Below are 15,739 nucleotides of genomic sequence, written 5' to 3' on the forward strand. Positions count from 1 at the left end.
ATTTAAAGTTGGCGTAGCGTGGGCTTATTCCTCGGGGGAAACGGCCATGGCCAGGTAGACGATCGACAGCACCATGAAGATGAAGGCCTGCAGGATGATGACCAGAACGTGGAAGATGGTCCATGGCAGGCCGCCCAGCCAATGCAGCCACCAGGGGAGGAGGAAAGCGATCAGGATATAGATCAGCTCTCCAGCGAAGAGATTGCCGAACAGACGAAGACCCAGGGACAGGGGCTTCGCCAGTTCCTCCACCAGCTTCATGATGATGTTGATGGGAAACAGGAATTTCCCGAAGGGATGGACCAGGAACTCCTTGGCGAACTCGCCTCCCTTTACCTTGAAGCTGTAGAAGATGGTCAGGAGGAAGATCACCAGGGCCATGCCCATGGGAACGTTGAGGTCCGCCGTGGCCACGGCCCGGAAATTGTCGGCCCCGGCAGCTTCGACCAAGCCCGGGATGAGGTCCACCGGGACGATGTCGAAGAAATTCATCAAAAAGATCCATAGGAACACCGTGATGGCGATGGGAGCCACGATCGGGTTGTGCCCCGGGAAGTTGTCCTCGACGTTCTTGTTGACGAACTCCACGATCATCTCCATGAAGTTCTGGATGCCACTGGGCACCCCCTCGGTGATTCCTTTCTGGACGTACCGGCCGAAGACGATGATGAGCAGACCGGAAACGATGGACATGATCATGGTGTCCAGATTGATGGCCATCAACCCGTCACCGAAGGTCCAGTTAGTGATGTGGTGCTCGATGTAGCCCTTGTGGGCCTCTTCGCCGGCTACGTTCCCGGTGCTCACCGTTGGCTCCCTGCTCCCGCTGTTATTCGGTTCCGCGCCTGGCCGCGCCCGGTCCTCCGAAAGCCCGGGCCGCCTCGATAAAGCTAACGACGTGGGCCAGGATCAGGCCTAGAACCACGCCGCCGATGTGCAGTTGGAATACGGTGGCAGCGGCGACGACCCCCGCAATTACCGCCACAAAACGCTCCACCGCTCCGCAGTACAAGACCGTCGCCCCGTTGTCCCCGGCCCGTTCAGCTGCGCGCTGCAGACTCGCCGACAGCATGGCGGCCAGCAGGGCCGACAGGCCGGCTCCGTAGGCCATCCCCTTGGCCCAGTCGCCGTGGCCGACCCAGGCCACGGCCGCGGCCCCTGCGCCCACCAGGACCACCTGGATGGCGATCAGGCGGCCCGTCTGATTGACCAATTGCCGCTGGTAAGGCACGGGCTTCTCCCAGGTTCTGGGCGGCGGAGCGGCGCGCCCCAAAGGGAGGACTGCGCCCACAGCAGACGAACTTACCTCCCTCGCGCTCCACGCCCTTTAGGGCCGCGGGATGGGGCCGCCCCGTAGCTGGGTCTGCTAATTGAGGTCGCTGCGGATACTAAGGTGGAGGGTCTTGAAAGTCAATCATCCGGAGGACCTACCTCCCGGGTATTAGCCGATTTTAGCCACAATGCCTTCCAGGTCGTCTAGAGAGCTGTACTCGATCTCAACGCGACCCCGATTCTGGCGCTGCGTAATGCGGACCTTGGCGCCGAGGCGCTCCCCCAAGTCTCGCTCCAAACGCTCCACGTCGGGATCCTTACGGTTGGCCGCCGATTTAGCTGCGCTCTCTCGCGGCCCCGGTTCCTTGGCGACTTTGCGTACCCTGTCCTCGGTCGCCCTTACCGAAAGCCCCTTTTTAACCACCTCGTGGGCCACCTCGCCCAGGCGTTCGTCGCCCTCTAAAGCCAACAGGGCGCGGGCGTGCCCCATGCGCAGGTCGCCCTCCTCCAGGGCCTTCTGGACCTCGGAGGGAAGGCGCAGGAGACGGAGGGTGTTGGATATGGTAGCCCGCTTGCGCCCTACCGCTTCGGCGAGAGCGTCGTGGGTCAGGCCGAACTCCTTGGTCAAACGCTCGAAGGCCCGCGCCTCCTCCACCGGGGTGAGCTCCTCGCGCTGGATGTTCTCGATCAGGGCAATTTCCAAGGCCTGGTCGTCGCTCAGTTCCCGGACTATGGCCGGTATGGTCTCCAGCCCCGCTAGCTGGGCCGCTCGCCAACGCCGCTCGCCGGCGATTAGCTCGTATTCGCCGCCCTCCTCGCTGGCGCGGACCAATACCGGCTGAACAATGCCCTGGGTCCGGACTGACTCCGCTAGGTCCTGAAGGGCTGCTTCCTCCATGTGCTGACGGGGCTGGAAGGCCCCCGGCCGGATCATGTCCAACGGTAGGACCTGGAAGCCAACGCCTTCCGAGGATTCGTCGTCCCCGGGGTCCTCGGTCAACAGGGCGTCGAGGCCTCGCCCGAGTCGGCGCTTGCTCATGCCGGCACCCCCAGATCCATGATTTCGTTGGCCAAATCCATATAGGAGCGGGATCCCCGGCACAGGGCGTCGTAGTAGATAACCGGCATGCCGTAGCTAGGGGCTTCGCCCAGGCGCACATTGCGCGGGATCATGGTCTCATAGACCTTGCGGCCGAAGTGGCTGCGGACCTCTTCCGAGACCTGATTGGCCAGATTGTTGCGGTTGTCGAACATGGTCAGCAGCAGGCCCTCGATACGCAGCTGCGGATTGGAGCGCCGCCGGATCTTCTGGATCACCTCCATTAGCTGTGACAGGCCCTCGAGGGCGTAGTATTCGGTTTGGATGGGGATGAGCACGGAGTGGGCCGCCACCAGGGCGTTCACCGTAAGCAGGTTCAGCGAGGGGGGGCAATCGATGAGGATGTAGTCGTAATCCTCCTGAGTTTCGGCCAAAACCCGCCGCAACCGGCGTTCCCTGCTGTCCTGATCGACAAGCTCCACCTCAGCCCCCGAGAGGTTGCTGTTGCCGGGAACCAAATCGGGCCCACGGGCCCCATTGGCCTCGGTCCGTAGAATGGCTTGGCGAATGGGCACCTCCCCCATCAAGGCCTGGTAGGTTGTGACATGCTGGGCCCGCTTGTCGTAGCCCAGGCCCATGGTGGCATTGCCCTGGGGATCATTATCCACCACCAGGATCCGTTGTTCCGCCACCGCCAGGGAGGCCGCTAAATTGACCGATGTCGTGGTTTTACCCACGCCCCCCTTCTGATTGGTTACAGCGATCACCTTGGCCATGGGCCCTCCTTTTCGGGTACCTGAAAGGGGTTCGCGGGGTCCGCCGTACCTGCTTTGGGTTCCACGTGGAACCTGTCGCCCTAGGGGATGCTGATAGGGTACGCCCCGCCGACCGTTTCCGCCAAGCCGAACCTTGGCTTCGGCGCCTAACCTGCTAGGCGCTTGGCGTGGACCAGCAGCAGGTTGAGGGCAGCCGGGGTGACCCCCTGGATGCGGGCGGCCTGATCCAGGGTACGCGGCCTGGCCGCCTCCAGGCGCTGCACTACCTCGTTGGATAGCCCCCGGATTTGGCGGTAATCCAGCCCTTCCGGCATGGGACGCTCCAATTCGGCATTGAGCCGCCGGTTCTCCGCTTGGTCCCGTTCGATGTAGCCCGCGTATTTGACCTCGATTTCGGCCCGCTTACGCACCTCCGGGTCGTAAACCTCCAGCCCCGCGTCGGGGAATAATTGGACCACCTCGGCTAGGCCAACCCGGGGCCGGCGCACCAGGTCGGCCAAACGGCTGGGCTTGGACAGGGGGGTACCAAGCACGCCCTGGGCGAAAGCCGTGTCCACCTGCTGGGGATCAATCCACCGCCCTTCCAGGGTGGCGATCAGTGCCTGAAGGTCGGCTGCCACCCTTTGGGAGCGCTGCCAACGAGCTTCACTCACCACGCCTAGGTCCCAGCCTAAGGGGGTGAGGCGGGTGTCGGCGTTGTCCTCCCTTAGGATAAGGCGGTGCTCAGCCCGGGACGTGAACATCCGGTAGGGCTCGTCCACACCACGGGAAGTAAGGTCGTCCACAAGCACCCCCAGGTAGGCTTCGTCCCGGCGGGGGTACCATCCGCCTTCTCCCTGGACCCTTAAAACGGCATTGATGCCGGCGAGCATCCCCTGGGCGGCGGCTTCCTCGTAGCCCGTGGTGCCGTTTATCTGACCTGCGAGGAACAATCCCTCGCACGCCCCGAGGGCCAGGGTCGGGTCCAGCTGGCGGGGGTCGAGGAAGTCGTATTCGATGGCGTAGCCGTAGCGGGTGATCCGGGCCTCCTCCAGCCCGGGAATGGTCCGAACCAGGTCTTCCTGGGCGGAGCGCGGCAGGCTCGTGGAGATACCGTTGGGATAGACCTCCGGGGTATGGAGGCCTTCCGGCTCTAGAAATACGGTATGGTGGTCGCGATCGGCAAAGCGAACCACCTTGTCCTCGATTGAGGGGCAGTACCGGGGCCCGGAACTGTCGATGGCCCCCGAATAGATGGGCGATTCCTCAAGGGCACCGGCGACAACCTTATGGCTCTGGGGGACGGTGTAAGTCAGATGGCAGGGTACCTGGGGCAAACGCTTTCCCGGAGGCAGGGCGGAAAGGGCTGGAAGCGGTTCCTCTCCGGGCTGGACATCCAAGCGCTGCCAGTCGATGGAGCGGCCGTCCAACCGGGGTGGGGTCCCGGTCTTGAGGCGTTCCACGTGAAACCCCTGGGCCCGCAGCCATTCGGCCAGGCCCAGGGAAGGCGCTTCCCCTGCCCGGCCGGCGCTGTGCTGGTTCCGCCCCCGATGGACCTCGCCGGCAAGAAAGGTCCCGGTGGTTAGGACTACGGACTCGGCGTCGATGGTTTCCTCACCCTGAAGGACCACGCCTCTCACCCGGTCGGCCTGGATGCGGATCCGTTCCACGCTGGCTTGAAGCAGCTCGAGCCCTTCCTGTTGCAACACCGCCCCCTGCACCGCCCGACGGTACTCCAGCCGGTCCGTCTGAACACGGGTTGCCCGAACAGCTGGCCCCTTGCGCCGGTTAAGAACCCGAACCTGGATGGCGGCCCGATCAGCAGCCCGGGCCATGAGCCCATCCATGGCGTCCACCTCCCGCACCAGTTGGGATTTGCCCAGCCCGCCCACCGCGGGGTTGCACGACATCTGGCCGATGGTGTCTAGATTGTGGGTCACCAGCAGGGTAGCTGCGCCCATACGGGCCCCGGCGGTGGCCGCCTCCACCCCGGCATGCCCGCCGCCAACCACGATCAGGTCATACTCCTGCCTGGTCATGCCGGTCCCTCACTTACCGATACAAAAGGTGGCGAAGATGCGACCTAACAGTTCATCGGAATGCATATGGCCGGTGATTTCCCCTAAGGCCTCCTGCGCCCACAGTAGATCCTGAGCGGCCAGATCACCGCTTCCATAGTCGGCCAGGGTCCTCCGGGCGGCCACCACGTGCCCGTGGACTCGATCCAGGGCATCCAGATGGCGTTGCCGGGCGGCTAGGGCATCCCCGGCAGAACCTTCCTGAAGCCGGTCTCGCAGCAATTGGATCACCGGTTCCAGCCCGGGTTCCGACACCGTGGAGACAGCCGTTTGCCCCGTAGCAGGTCTCCCCCGATCCACCTTGGACCAAACCACGGCCCGCCGATCCTCAGGCAGCTGGGACCATTCCGTATCGTCGGTTTCGGTCCATCCGTGCCCAGCATCCACCAGAAAAAGGACCAAGTCGGAATGGGCCACCAGATCCCGAGCTCGACGCACGCCCTCCCCTTCCACGAGATCCTCGGTTTGCCGCAAGCCGGCGGTATCCACCAGTTCCACGGGGAACCCCGCCACTTCAACGGACTCTCGCAGAATATCCCGAGTAGTCCCGGCACGCTCGGTAACGATAGCCGACTCCCGCCCGGAAAGGGCATTAAGCAAACTGGACTTGCCGGCGTTGGGACGCCCTGCCAAAACTACCTGAAAGCCTTGCCCCAGCCTCACCCCAGTGGCGGCCCGGCGCCGCAGGGCCTCGAGCTGCCCCTGCAGAACATCCACCCGTTTCAGCATGCCGGCCTCGGCAAGCCAGTCGATGTCCTCGTCGGGGAAGTCCAGAGAGCCTTCGACGAAGACCCGAAGCTGGGTAAGCTCATCGGCAAGTCCGTTTACCAAATGGCCGAACTCCCCTTCCAGGGACCGGATGGCCGCTCGCGCAGCGGTACGGTGATCGGCCTCGATGAGGGCGGCTACGGATTCGGCCTGGGACAGATCCAAACGATTATTAAGAAAGGCGCGCCGGGTGAATTCCCCGGGTTCCGCCATTTCCCCCCCGGCATCCAAAGCGGCCTGCAATAGGCCCTGCATGACTGCCGGCCCCCCGTGACCTTGAAACTCGACCACATCCTCACCGGTGTAGGAATGGGGCCCAGGGAAATGAATGACCAGGCCCTCGTCGAGGGGACTACCGCTGGCGTCCCGGAAAGTGGCGTAATGGCAATAACGGGGTGAAAAGGTCCGACGGCCCGATACGGCCTGACCCACGGCCAGGGCCTTGGTCCCGGAGACACGCACCACTCCTACCCCACCCTTTCCCGACGGGGTGGCGATAGCAGCTATGGTTCGCGGATTCAACCGATTTTGCGCATGATCCACCACTGCTGGCCTATGGAGATAAGGTTATTTGACAGCCAGTACAGGACCAGCCCGGCAGGAAACTGCATGAAGAACAGGGTGAAAACCACAGGCAAGGCCAGCATGACCTTCTTCTGGATGGGATCAAGGGGTGCCGGGTTCATCAGTTGCTGGACCACCATGGAGGCACCCATAAGGACGGGCAGAACGTAAAACGGGTCCTGGCTGGTTAGATCCGTAATCCAAAGGATAAAGGGCTCGTGCCGGATCTCGACGCTTTCCAGCAGCACCCAGTACAGCGAGATGAATACGGGGATCTGCACCAGGATGGGAAGGCAGCCGCCCAAGGGATTGACCTTTTCCTCCCGATACAACCGCATCATTTCTTCGTTGAGCTTCTGGCGATCGTCGCCGTATTGCTCACGCAACCGCTGAAGCTCGGGCTGGACCTTGCGCATCTTGGCCATGGCCCGATAGCTCATGGAAAAAAGCGGGAAGAAGATCACCTTGATGAGAAGAGTCACCAAGATAATGGCGAAGCCGTAGTTGCCCACCAGGCCGTGAAAGAACTGCAGGACCTCGAACAGGGGGATGGCGAGGAAAGAAAGGATGCCGTAGTCAACGGACCGGCGCAGGTTGCGTCCAACTTGGTTGAGTACCGACTGTTCCTTGGGACCCAGGTAAAGGGTTTCCTGAACGCTGACCTTGTCCCCGGGAGCGACCCGAGGAAAGGGGGAGGAGTATCCGGCGAAGCTATCGGGCCCGGAGGCCTGGGCATAGATGAGATTATCCTGCCCGCTGTCGGGCAGCCATGCGGCCAGGAAATACCGGGACATGATGCCGGCCCAGCCGTCGGGATCCCGTTTCTGAAAACCCTGCCCTTGCCGTTCCAGGAGGGCATCATGGCTGTACGTCTGCATGTCCTCCCCGGTGAACACCACCGGGCCGTCGTAGCTGAACCCCGCAAGAAGCCAGTTCCCCCCCGGTTTGCTTCCCCGTTCGCGCACATGGCCAAAAAGGTGCCCCTGCCACGGCGCATCGCTGCGATTGATTACAGTGTAATCAACGGTTACCTGATACGAGCCCCGGCGCAATCGGTAGGTCTTGCGGAATTCCAGCCCGTCCCGGGTATGGGTGTAGTTTACGGCAATCCGGTCTTGGCCCGGGTCCAGGCCCAACTCCCCGGAGGCGTCGGTGGTGAAATCCGCATCACGGCCGGGGGCCGGCAGCTCCTGAGCCTGCCAACCGCTCTCCACCACCACTACCTGAGGACCCTCAGGCTGGAGCACAGCCACCGGCGGGCTTCCCGCTTTGTCGTCTTGACGATGCCGGAGGGTTTCCGCTCGGATGGGGTCGCCACTGCGCTTGCCAAACACCACCCGGAGGAGGTCGGTGCTTACGCTGGGCCCCGGGGCGGAACCCAAGCTTTCAGCCGGCTGGGCAGGACTCGATTCTTCTTGGTTCTGGCTTACTTTGGGGACATCGGCGCCGGAACGGGATTCGTCCCCGGATTCCGCCGAGGCCCCGGCGGAATCCCGAGCATCGGGGGCGGATTGCCTTTTGGCTTCCTCTTCCGCCTCCTGCTCGGCAACCTGCTGACCCTGGGAATATTCCGGATACTGGTATTCCAGCCAAGTCTCGTAGAGCCACAAGACCAGCAGGGTCAGTCCAATCGCGAGCAGGAAACGTTTGGTATCCATGAGCCTCGTGCGCTGCCGATAAAGGAGGATGCCCGTCTAAGGAACCGGGTCATGGCCCCCAGGGTGGAAGGGGTGGCATCGAAGGATACGGCGGAGGGCGAGCCAACTGCCGCGCAGAACACCGTGCCGTTCCAGGGCCTGGACGGCGTAATTGCTACAGGTGGGCTGGAACCGGCAGTTACGGCCAAACCAGGGGCTAATGAGCCAAGCATAAGCCCGCACTAGGAAAACGACCGAGGCTTTAACCATTAGCGAGCCGCTGCCAGATTCGGTAAAGATCCTCGATAAGCGCATCCCGGCTGGCTTCAGCAGCCGCGGTCCGGGCAACCACCACGACGTCCAAGCTACCGAAAGCCCAGTGGCGACGAAATTCTTCCCGCACTAGCCGTTTTACCCGATTACGCAAAACGGCATTTCCCACTTTCCGGCTAACCGCGAGACCTAAGCGAGACCGGCCGCCTTGGCTAGGTCGGGCAAAGGTGACGAAATAACGCCCAACTTGCTTACGTCCTTCCTCGAAGACTTGCCGGAACTGCTGGGGAACTTTAAGTCGGTCGGTCTGTGGAAACACCTCCGACACGGCCCGATGTCCGGATGCCTCGCTTAGGCGGTTAACCGCTTGCGACCTTTGGCCCGCCGGTTTTTGATGATTCGGTGGCCCCCCTTGGTGGCCATTCGGGCCCGGAAGCCGTGGCGCCGTTTACGGCGAATGCGACTGGGCTGGAAGGTGCGTTTCATGATCCTGCCTCGTTTTCACCCGTTCGGTGGCTGGGGAACGTCAGAAAAACAGTCAAAAATACGGTTTGGATGGGATTCTGTCAATTCTCGGAGGTCCCTTGGTCCGGTCCCTTGGGCACATTAAGGCAAGGCTAATAAGGGTTTGGGTTCTCTATACACCTTGTCGTTACTTATTAGAGGCTAGGGCCGGTTGGGGATAAATCTTTTAGTAAATTGATAAGCCATAATTTGCCTTAGCTTTGGATTGTGGGTATCCCGGGGTATAAGGTGCGGGATTGGCGTTGGCGATTTGGGGATAATCGAGCCGAATCTTTAGGTCGGTGGAAAACCTACCGATTTGTTCACAGCCTATACCCGGTTTTCCCCAGGTTCTGGGGATTGGTGGCGCCACGGTATGGCTCGACCCTCGGGGTACCTTTTGCGTTAGAATCCCCACCTTGCTAGTGGCAGGTAGTCGGGTAACCAAGGCTTGGGGGTGGTTGTTGGTGGATTCATCGATTTGGAAGCTGTGTCTAGAACGGCTGGGTGAGGAGCTCTCATCGCAGCAGTTCAACACCTGGATCCGGCCCATCCAGGCGGAGGAAGCAAACAATGGTCTGACCCTGCGGGTATCCAACCGCTTTTTTTACGATTGGATCCGGGAGCGATTCCTGGCTCGTATCGCCGAGTTGGTGGACCACTTTAGCGAGGGTCGTTTGGCAGTGGACCTTGAGGTCGCCGAAATCCCGGAGGCCGAGCCTGAAGCCCCGACGCGGCAAGCCGCGCCGGTTGAGCAAAAGGAGAGCCCGCGGGCCAACCGCGCCCGGGACATGCTGGATGCCCAGTTCACCTTCCAAACCTTCGTGGAGGGTAAATCCAATCAGTTGGCGCTGGCTGCGTCTCGGCAGGTGGCGGAAAACCCGGGTGGGGCTTATAACCCCCTCTACATTTACGGCGGTACCGGCCTGGGCAAGACCCATCTTATGCAGGCCATAGGCAACCTAGTCCGCCAACATGAGGCGGAGGCCAAGGTTCGGTATATAACCGCCCACCGGTTCGTGAACGAGATGGTGCGCTCGATTCAGCACAACGCCATAGAGGAGTTTAATCAGCGCTATCGGAGCCTGGACGTGCTCTTGATCGACGATATCCAGTTTTTTGCGGGAAAGGATCGCACCCAGGAAGAACTGTTCCATACCTTCAATACCTTAATGGATCTGAACAGCCAGATCGGCATCTCCTGCGACCGCTACCCTAAGGAAGTTGAAGGGCTGGAGGAGCGCCTGCGGTCCCGCTTCGGGTGGGGTCTGACCGTGGCTATCGAACCGCCGGAACTGGAGACCCGGATGGCTATCCTCATGCGCAAAGCGGCCTCGAGCGGTGTAGACCTACCGGAGCAGGTAGCGTTTTTCATCTCGGAGCGCATTCAGTCCAACGTCCGGGATCTGGAGGGGGCGTTTAACCGCGTGCTGGCCCATGCACGGTTTTTGGGACGCTCGGTAGACATGGATTTAACCAAGGAAGCCCTTGCCGACCTGTTGGAGCTGCAGACCCGGCTGATAACCATCGAAAACATCCAAAAGACGGTGGCCAACTATTATCACATTCGGGTTTCGGACATGCGCTCCAAGAAGCGTTCCCGGGCCATCGCCATCCCGCGCCAAGTGGCCATGAGCCTGGCCAAGCACTTGACCGATCACAGCTTGCCCGAAATCGGCGAAGCCTTCGGGGGACGGGACCACACCACCGTGCTCTATGGCTGCCGCAAGGTCGATGAGCGCGAACGGGAGGATCCCCGTCTGCGGGAAGATATCAACAACCTTAAGCGCGTCCTGACGGGCTAGGGGGGCGACGGAAGGGGGATGCCGTGCACGTTCGATGCACCAAAGAAGATCTTCTGAGTAGTCTGACACCGGCGGCTTCGGTGGTGGAAAGCCGTCAGACCTTGCCTATCCTGGGCCACCTGCATCTTAGCGCCGCTGACGGGAGGCTGGGCCTCACCGGTACCGACCTGGAGGTGGAGCTAAAAGCGGAATGCCACGGGGAAGTGGACGAAGGCGGCGAGGCAACGGTTCCCGCCCGGAAATTCTTGGACATCGTCCGCTCCCTACCCGATGGCACCACCATCGAGGTCACCCGTGAGGACGACCGGATAAAGGCATTGGCCGGACGGGGCCGGTTCAATCTGGCTGGGTTGGAGCCGGCGGAATTTCCCAGGCTGGAGCTGGGCGAGCAACAGTATCAGGTAACCTTGCCCCAGGGAGGGCTAAAGGCCCTGTTGGAGCGGACCTCCTTCGCCATGGCCAGGGACGACGTCCGCTACTACCTCAATGGCATCCTCCTGGAATGGACGGGAACCAACCTAAGGGCGGTGGCCACGGATGGTCATCGCCTGGCGCTAATGGACCGGGAGGTCGCCGAGGCCCCGGAAGAGATCCGGGTGATCCTGCCCCGCAAGGGGGTCCAGGAGCTGGAACGGCTTCTTGCCGATACCGAAGATCCGGTCTCCTTGGCCTTTACCCCTAACCACGTGCGTTTCGACCTCCCCGCGGTTACCTTCACCACCAAGCTGATCGAGGGCCGGTTCCCCGATTATCGCCGCGTCATACCGGAACCCGACGGCAACCATCTGGTGGCGGACCGCAAGGTCCTGCTGCAGTCCCTGCGCCGGATCGCTATCCTGTCGAACCGCAAGACCCACGGTATTCGGTTGGCCCCCGGTGCCGATGTGCTGGAGTTATCGGCCGAAAACCCGGATCAGGAGCAAGCCACGGAGGAGGTCCCCGTGACCTATGACGGTGAGGCCACTGAAATCGGGTTCAACGTCGAATACCTGCAACAGGCGGTGGGAGCGGTTCCGACGGAAGGGGTGGTCCTCCACCTCTGGGATCCCCAATCCAGCTGCCTAGTGGTCCCCCCCGACGATTCCACCCTAAAATATGTCATTATGCCCATGCGGCTATAGCCAGCCGCGGGGTGTCTTGCCCCTACCCCAGCTTCGGAGAGGTTGTGGTCATTCAGCGGCTCCAGATCGGGGACTTCCGTAACATCGAAGGCGCCCGTTTGGAGCCGTCTCCCGGCCTCAACCGCCTAATAGGCCCCAATGGCGCCGGCAAGACGAACGTTGTTGAGGCCATCCATTACCTGGCAAGCGGCCGGTCCTTCCGCCAGGGCGGTCCGGTGGGCCTTCGCCGGGAAGGGGCCGAGGAGGCAACCCTTTTCGTCGAGGTAGACGGCGGGGGCGGACACCGTTTGGGGGCTCGGCTGGCTCGAGGTGGGCGGGAGATGCGTTTGGATGGGGCGACCGTTTCGAGCTTTGCGGCCTTGGCGGGAGTGCTCAAAACCGTCCAGTACACCCCGGAGGGCCATCGGTTGGCGGACGGCGGGCCCCGTGAGCGACGCCGATTCCTGGACTGGGGCCTGTTCCATGTGGAACCCGATTACCTGCAGCTCGCTCGCCGTTATCGGCGGGCCCTCCAGCAGCGCAACCGCTGGCTCAAGGGGCGCCCGCCGGGGGTCGATCCCTGGGGGGCGGAGCTGGCGTTCACCGGGGAAGCGATGACCCGCCGCCGAGCTGATTACGTGCAGCGCCTGGAGAACCGGGCGGCCGACCTGTTCCGGGAGCTAGGGGGCTTCGGCGAACTGGCCATGGCTCTGGACCGGGGCTGGCCGGAAGGCCTGGAGCTGGGGGAGGCCCTCGAACGGGACCGCAGGCGGGATGCCGACACCAGTCGAGTGGGGCCGCACCGGGGCGATCTGTTGCTGACCCTGGACGGCGCCCCCGCTCGGGAGCGGGCCTCCCGGGGGCAGCAAAAGGCCGTAATCCTGGCCCTGCACCTGGCCCAGCTGGCTCTGGTGACCGAGGAAACCGGCGACGCCCCGATCTTCCTGTTCGATGATGTGGCCTCGGAATTGGACCAAGATCGGCGAGCGGCAACCATGAACATTCTGGAGCGATTCGGGGAGCAGGTGTTTGTGACTAGCACCGAAGAGGCCCTCTGCCCTCTCCCTGCCGCCGCCACACCGGCGGCCACCTTCCGGGTGCGCGAAGGATCGATCGAGCGGAGCGACTGAATGTCCGAGACGGAGACAGAGCAGGCCTACGATTCCACCAGCATCAAGGTCCTCAAGGGCCTGGAGGCGGTGCGCAAGCGCCCCGGCATGTACATCGGGGATACCGACGACGGCACCGGACTCCACCATATGGTGTTCGAGGTGGTAGACAACGCCATCGATGAGGCCTTGGCCGGCCACGCCGACCGTATCGAGGTGAGCATCCACCCCGATGATTCTGTCACTGTCTCCGACAACGGCCGGGGTGTCCCGGTGGACTGGCACGAGGAGGAGGATCGGCCGGCGGCGGAGGTGATCATGACCAGTCTCCACGCCGGGGGGAAATTCGACGCCAGCAGCTACAAGGTCTCCGGGGGTCTACACGGCGTCGGGGTCTCGGTGGTTAACGCCCTTTCCGAGTGGCTGCGCCTGACCGTCCGCCGGGAAGGCCGGACCTATCACCAGGAGTTCCGCATGGGCGAGCCGGCCACCGAGTTCGCCGCCGTAGGCGAGGCCGAGATTACCGGCACCACGATCCAGTTCAAGCCCAGCCCGGAGGTCTTTTCCGATACACGCTTCCACTTCGATCTGCTGGCCAAGCGTCTGCGGGAGCTATCCTTCCTCAACGCCGGCGTGGCCATCGCCCTCAGCGACGAGCGTACCGACAAGCACGAAAGCTTCGCCTACGAGGGCGGCATCCGTTCCTTTGTCGACCACCTCAATCAGCACAAGCATCCGATCCACCCGAGCCCCATCTACGTTTGGGAGCAGCGGGAAGGCATCGAGGTCGAGATCGCCCTGCAGTGGAACGAGTCCTACCAGGAAAACGTCTTCTGCTACACCAATAATATCCCCCAGGCCGATGGGGGCACCCACCTCTCGGGTTTCAAGACCGGCCTGACCCGGAGCCTGAACACCTATATCGAATCCGTCGGGATGGCCAAGAAAGAGAAGGTCCAGACCTCCGGGGAGGACGCCCGCGAGGGCCTAACGGCGGTCATCTCGGTGAAAGTCCCGGATCCCAAGTTTAGCGCCCAGACCAAGGACAAGTTAGTCTCCTCCGAAGTTAAGAATGTGGTGGAGACGGTCCTTAACGATGTCTTGACCCGTTACCTGGAGGAGCACCCCAAGGAAGCCAAGGCCATCGCCGCCAAGGTGGTGGAGGCCGCCCGGGCCCGCCAAGCGGCCCGCAAGGCCCGCGATCTCACCCGCCGCAAAGGGGCGCTGGAGACCGCTAACCTCCCCGGCAAGCTGGCCGATTGCCAAACCAAGGATCCTTCGGAGGCCGAGCTCTACCTGGTGGAGGGCGATTCCGCCGGGGGCTCCGCCAAGCAAGGCCGGGACCGGCGCTTCCAGGCTATCCTGCCGCTGCGGGGCAAGATACTGAACGTGGAGAAGGCCCGCTTCGACAAGATCCTCTCCCACCAGGAGATCGGCACCCTGATCACCGCCCTGGGCACCGGCGCCGGGCGGGAGGACTTTGATCCGGAGAAGCTGCGCTACAACCGCATCATCATCATGACCGATGCCGATGTCGACGGCGCTCACATCCGGACCCTGCTGCTCACCTTCTTCTACCGCCAGATGTACGACCTGGTGGAACGGGGTCACATATTCATCGCGCAGCCGCCGCTATACAAGGTTACCCGGGGTAAGAAGGAAACCTACATCAAGGACGAGCCCTCCCTGGAAGAGTACCTGTTCGAGAACGCCCTTGAGGGGGCCCAGCTTTTCCCCAGTCCGGAAACCCCTGAGCCCATCGAGGGCAACCGGCTTTTGGATCTGGCCCGGCGCTACCGGGATGTCCAGCGCCTTTTCGAGCGGCTGAGCCGGCGCTACGACCCCAACTTACTCCAAGCCCTCCTTGATCTACCGGACCTTGGCCCCGAGGCCTGCCAAAAGGAGGCCGACCTCCGATCTGGGCTGGAGCCGGTGGTTACCCGCCTTACCGAAACAGGGGGTGAGGACGTTCACGCCCAGCTCCAGATCCTGGAAGATCCCGACCAGGGCGGCTACAAGGCGGTTATTCAGCGCTACGAGCACGGCACCGCCACCCGCTCCGTTATCGACCGGGAATTCCTGGAATCGCCGGAGTTCACCCGTATCAGGGAGATGGCGAGCAATTTGGCTGGATTCCTTGAGCCCCCGGCCCGGGTCCGGCGGGGGGAACGGGAAAAGGAGGTCGAGGAGTTCGGCCAGGTGGTGGACTGGCTACTAGAGGAGGGCAAGCGCGGCCTCTCGGTCCAGCGCTACAAGGGCCTGGGTGAGATGAACGCCGATCAGTTGTGGGATACCACCATGAACCCAGAGACTCGACGCATGCTCCAGGTCCAGATCGAGGACGCAGTGGGGGCCGATCAGATCTTTACCACCCTCATGGGCGACGATGTCGAGCCCCGCCGGGCATTTCTGGAGGCCAACGCCCTGGAAGTGGAAAACCTCGACGTCTGATGCTTTCCTATCAATGGCGCCCGCCTTGCTAGACAAAGTCGTATGTCAATGGCCGGGTCTTGCCCCGGCCATTTTAGGCCCGAGGGTGGCCTTCCCCCGGATAGTTAGCGGTCAGGCAGGAAGGTAGGCCGGGCCATCTCGGCCAGGACTGGCAACCCCTCAAGGCGGCACGGGGCAGATCGCCCCAATGGATGGCCCCGGGTCCGGCGGTGACAGGAAGGGGGCTGGCTCAGCTCCCCCGGGATTGGGCGTTGGGGCGCTTCCGGATTGGCCCTGGTCGCCCGGACGCCGTTAAAGGCTCGATGCCCGAGGAGTCGCTCGGCGGCCGGCTCGGCTGCAAGGCAGTTAGGGATGCGCCCGTGGGATGGACACGGAAAGCGGGCC

General features: G+C 62.6%; 14 protein-coding genes. 4 read left to right on the plus strand and 10 right to left on the minus strand.

All coding sequences use genetic code 11. The features are described 5' to 3' along the window. Window positions 1–24: 24 nt before the first annotated feature. The 10 genes from atpB to rpmH form a co-directional block, all read right to left on the minus strand. Complete coding sequence (gene atpB / locus V5A19_RS05095; protein ID WP_332317457.1) at window positions 25–807, minus strand: F0F1 ATP synthase subunit A; 783 nt, start codon at window positions 805–807, stop codon at window positions 25–27. A gap of 22 nt (window positions 808–829) precedes the next feature. Then, a complete protein-coding gene (locus tag V5A19_RS05100; protein ID WP_332317456.1) occupies window positions 830–1,231 on the minus strand; it encodes an ATP synthase subunit I in 402 nt (133 codons plus the stop codon). A 210-nt stretch (window positions 1,232–1,441) separates the two neighbouring features. Next, entirely contained in the window at window positions 1,442–2,311 is an 870-nt protein-coding gene (locus tag V5A19_RS05105) for a ParB/RepB/Spo0J family partition protein (protein WP_332317455.1), read from the minus strand. Continuing rightward, the gene (locus V5A19_RS05110) at window positions 2,308–3,087 is read right to left on the minus strand and encodes a ParA family protein (RefSeq protein WP_332317454.1); all 780 of its coding nucleotides are present in this window, start codon (window positions 3,085–3,087) and stop codon (window positions 2,308–2,310) included. The genes V5A19_RS05105 and V5A19_RS05110 overlap by 4 nt, the downstream gene beginning before the upstream one ends. Before the next feature lie 146 nt (window positions 3,088–3,233). Further along, window positions 3,234–5,105, minus strand: coding sequence for a tRNA uridine-5-carboxymethylaminomethyl(34) synthesis enzyme MnmG (gene mnmG / locus V5A19_RS05115; RefSeq protein ID WP_332317453.1), 1,872 nt, complete (start codon window positions 5,103–5,105; stop codon window positions 3,234–3,236). A 9-nt stretch (window positions 5,106–5,114) separates the two neighbouring features. Then, window positions 5,115–6,434, minus strand: coding sequence for a tRNA uridine-5-carboxymethylaminomethyl(34) synthesis GTPase MnmE (gene mnmE / locus V5A19_RS05120; protein ID WP_443081393.1), 1,320 nt, complete (start codon window positions 6,432–6,434; stop codon window positions 5,115–5,117). Then, entirely contained in the window at window positions 6,431–8,134 is a 1,704-nt protein-coding gene (gene yidC, locus V5A19_RS05125) for a membrane protein insertase YidC (protein WP_332317451.1), read from the minus strand. Before yidC ends, mnmE begins: the two co-directional genes overlap by 4 nt. Window positions 8,135–8,170: 36 nt before the next feature. Continuing rightward, window positions 8,171–8,383, minus strand: a complete 213-nt coding sequence (gene yidD, locus V5A19_RS05130; RefSeq protein ID WP_332317450.1) for a membrane protein insertion efficiency factor YidD — start codon at window positions 8,381–8,383, stop codon at window positions 8,171–8,173. Then, the gene (gene rnpA / locus V5A19_RS14305; RefSeq protein WP_443081498.1) at window positions 8,376–8,714 is read right to left on the minus strand and encodes a ribonuclease P protein component; all 339 of its coding nucleotides are present in this window, start codon (window positions 8,712–8,714) and stop codon (window positions 8,376–8,378) included. Before rnpA ends, yidD begins: the two co-directional genes overlap by 8 nt. Window positions 8,715–8,737: 23 nt before the next feature. Further along, a complete protein-coding gene (gene rpmH / locus V5A19_RS05135; RefSeq protein ID WP_332317449.1) occupies window positions 8,738–8,872 on the minus strand; it encodes a 50S ribosomal protein L34 in 135 nt (44 codons plus the stop codon). A 479-nt stretch (window positions 8,873–9,351) separates the two neighbouring features. Between rpmH and dnaA the strand changes: the two genes are divergently transcribed. Genes dnaA through gyrB form a run of 4 tightly spaced genes read left to right on the plus strand, consistent with a single transcriptional unit; the run spans window position 9,352 to window position 15,355 of the window. Then, a complete protein-coding gene (gene dnaA, locus V5A19_RS05140) occupies window positions 9,352–10,695 on the plus strand; it encodes a chromosomal replication initiator protein DnaA (RefSeq protein WP_443081392.1) in 1,344 nt (447 codons plus the stop codon). A 23-nt stretch (window positions 10,696–10,718) separates the two neighbouring features. Beyond that, window positions 10,719–11,816, plus strand: a complete 1,098-nt coding sequence (dnaN, locus tag V5A19_RS05145; protein ID WP_332317447.1) for a DNA polymerase III subunit beta — start codon at window positions 10,719–10,721, stop codon at window positions 11,814–11,816. A 44-nt stretch (window positions 11,817–11,860) separates the two neighbouring features. Continuing rightward, entirely contained in the window at window positions 11,861–12,925 is a 1,065-nt protein-coding gene (gene recF / locus V5A19_RS05150; RefSeq protein ID WP_332317446.1) for a DNA replication/repair protein RecF, read from the plus strand. Beyond that, entirely contained in the window at window positions 12,926–15,355 is a 2,430-nt protein-coding gene (gene gyrB, locus V5A19_RS05155; protein WP_332317445.1) for a DNA topoisomerase (ATP-hydrolyzing) subunit B, read from the plus strand. It abuts the gene before it with no gap. Window positions 15,356–15,739 lie beyond the last annotated feature (384 nt).

This window comes from Thiohalorhabdus sp. (assembly GCF_036628635.1).
Classification (GTDB): domain Bacteria; phylum Pseudomonadota; class Gammaproteobacteria; order Thiohalorhabdales; family Thiohalorhabdaceae; genus Thiohalorhabdus.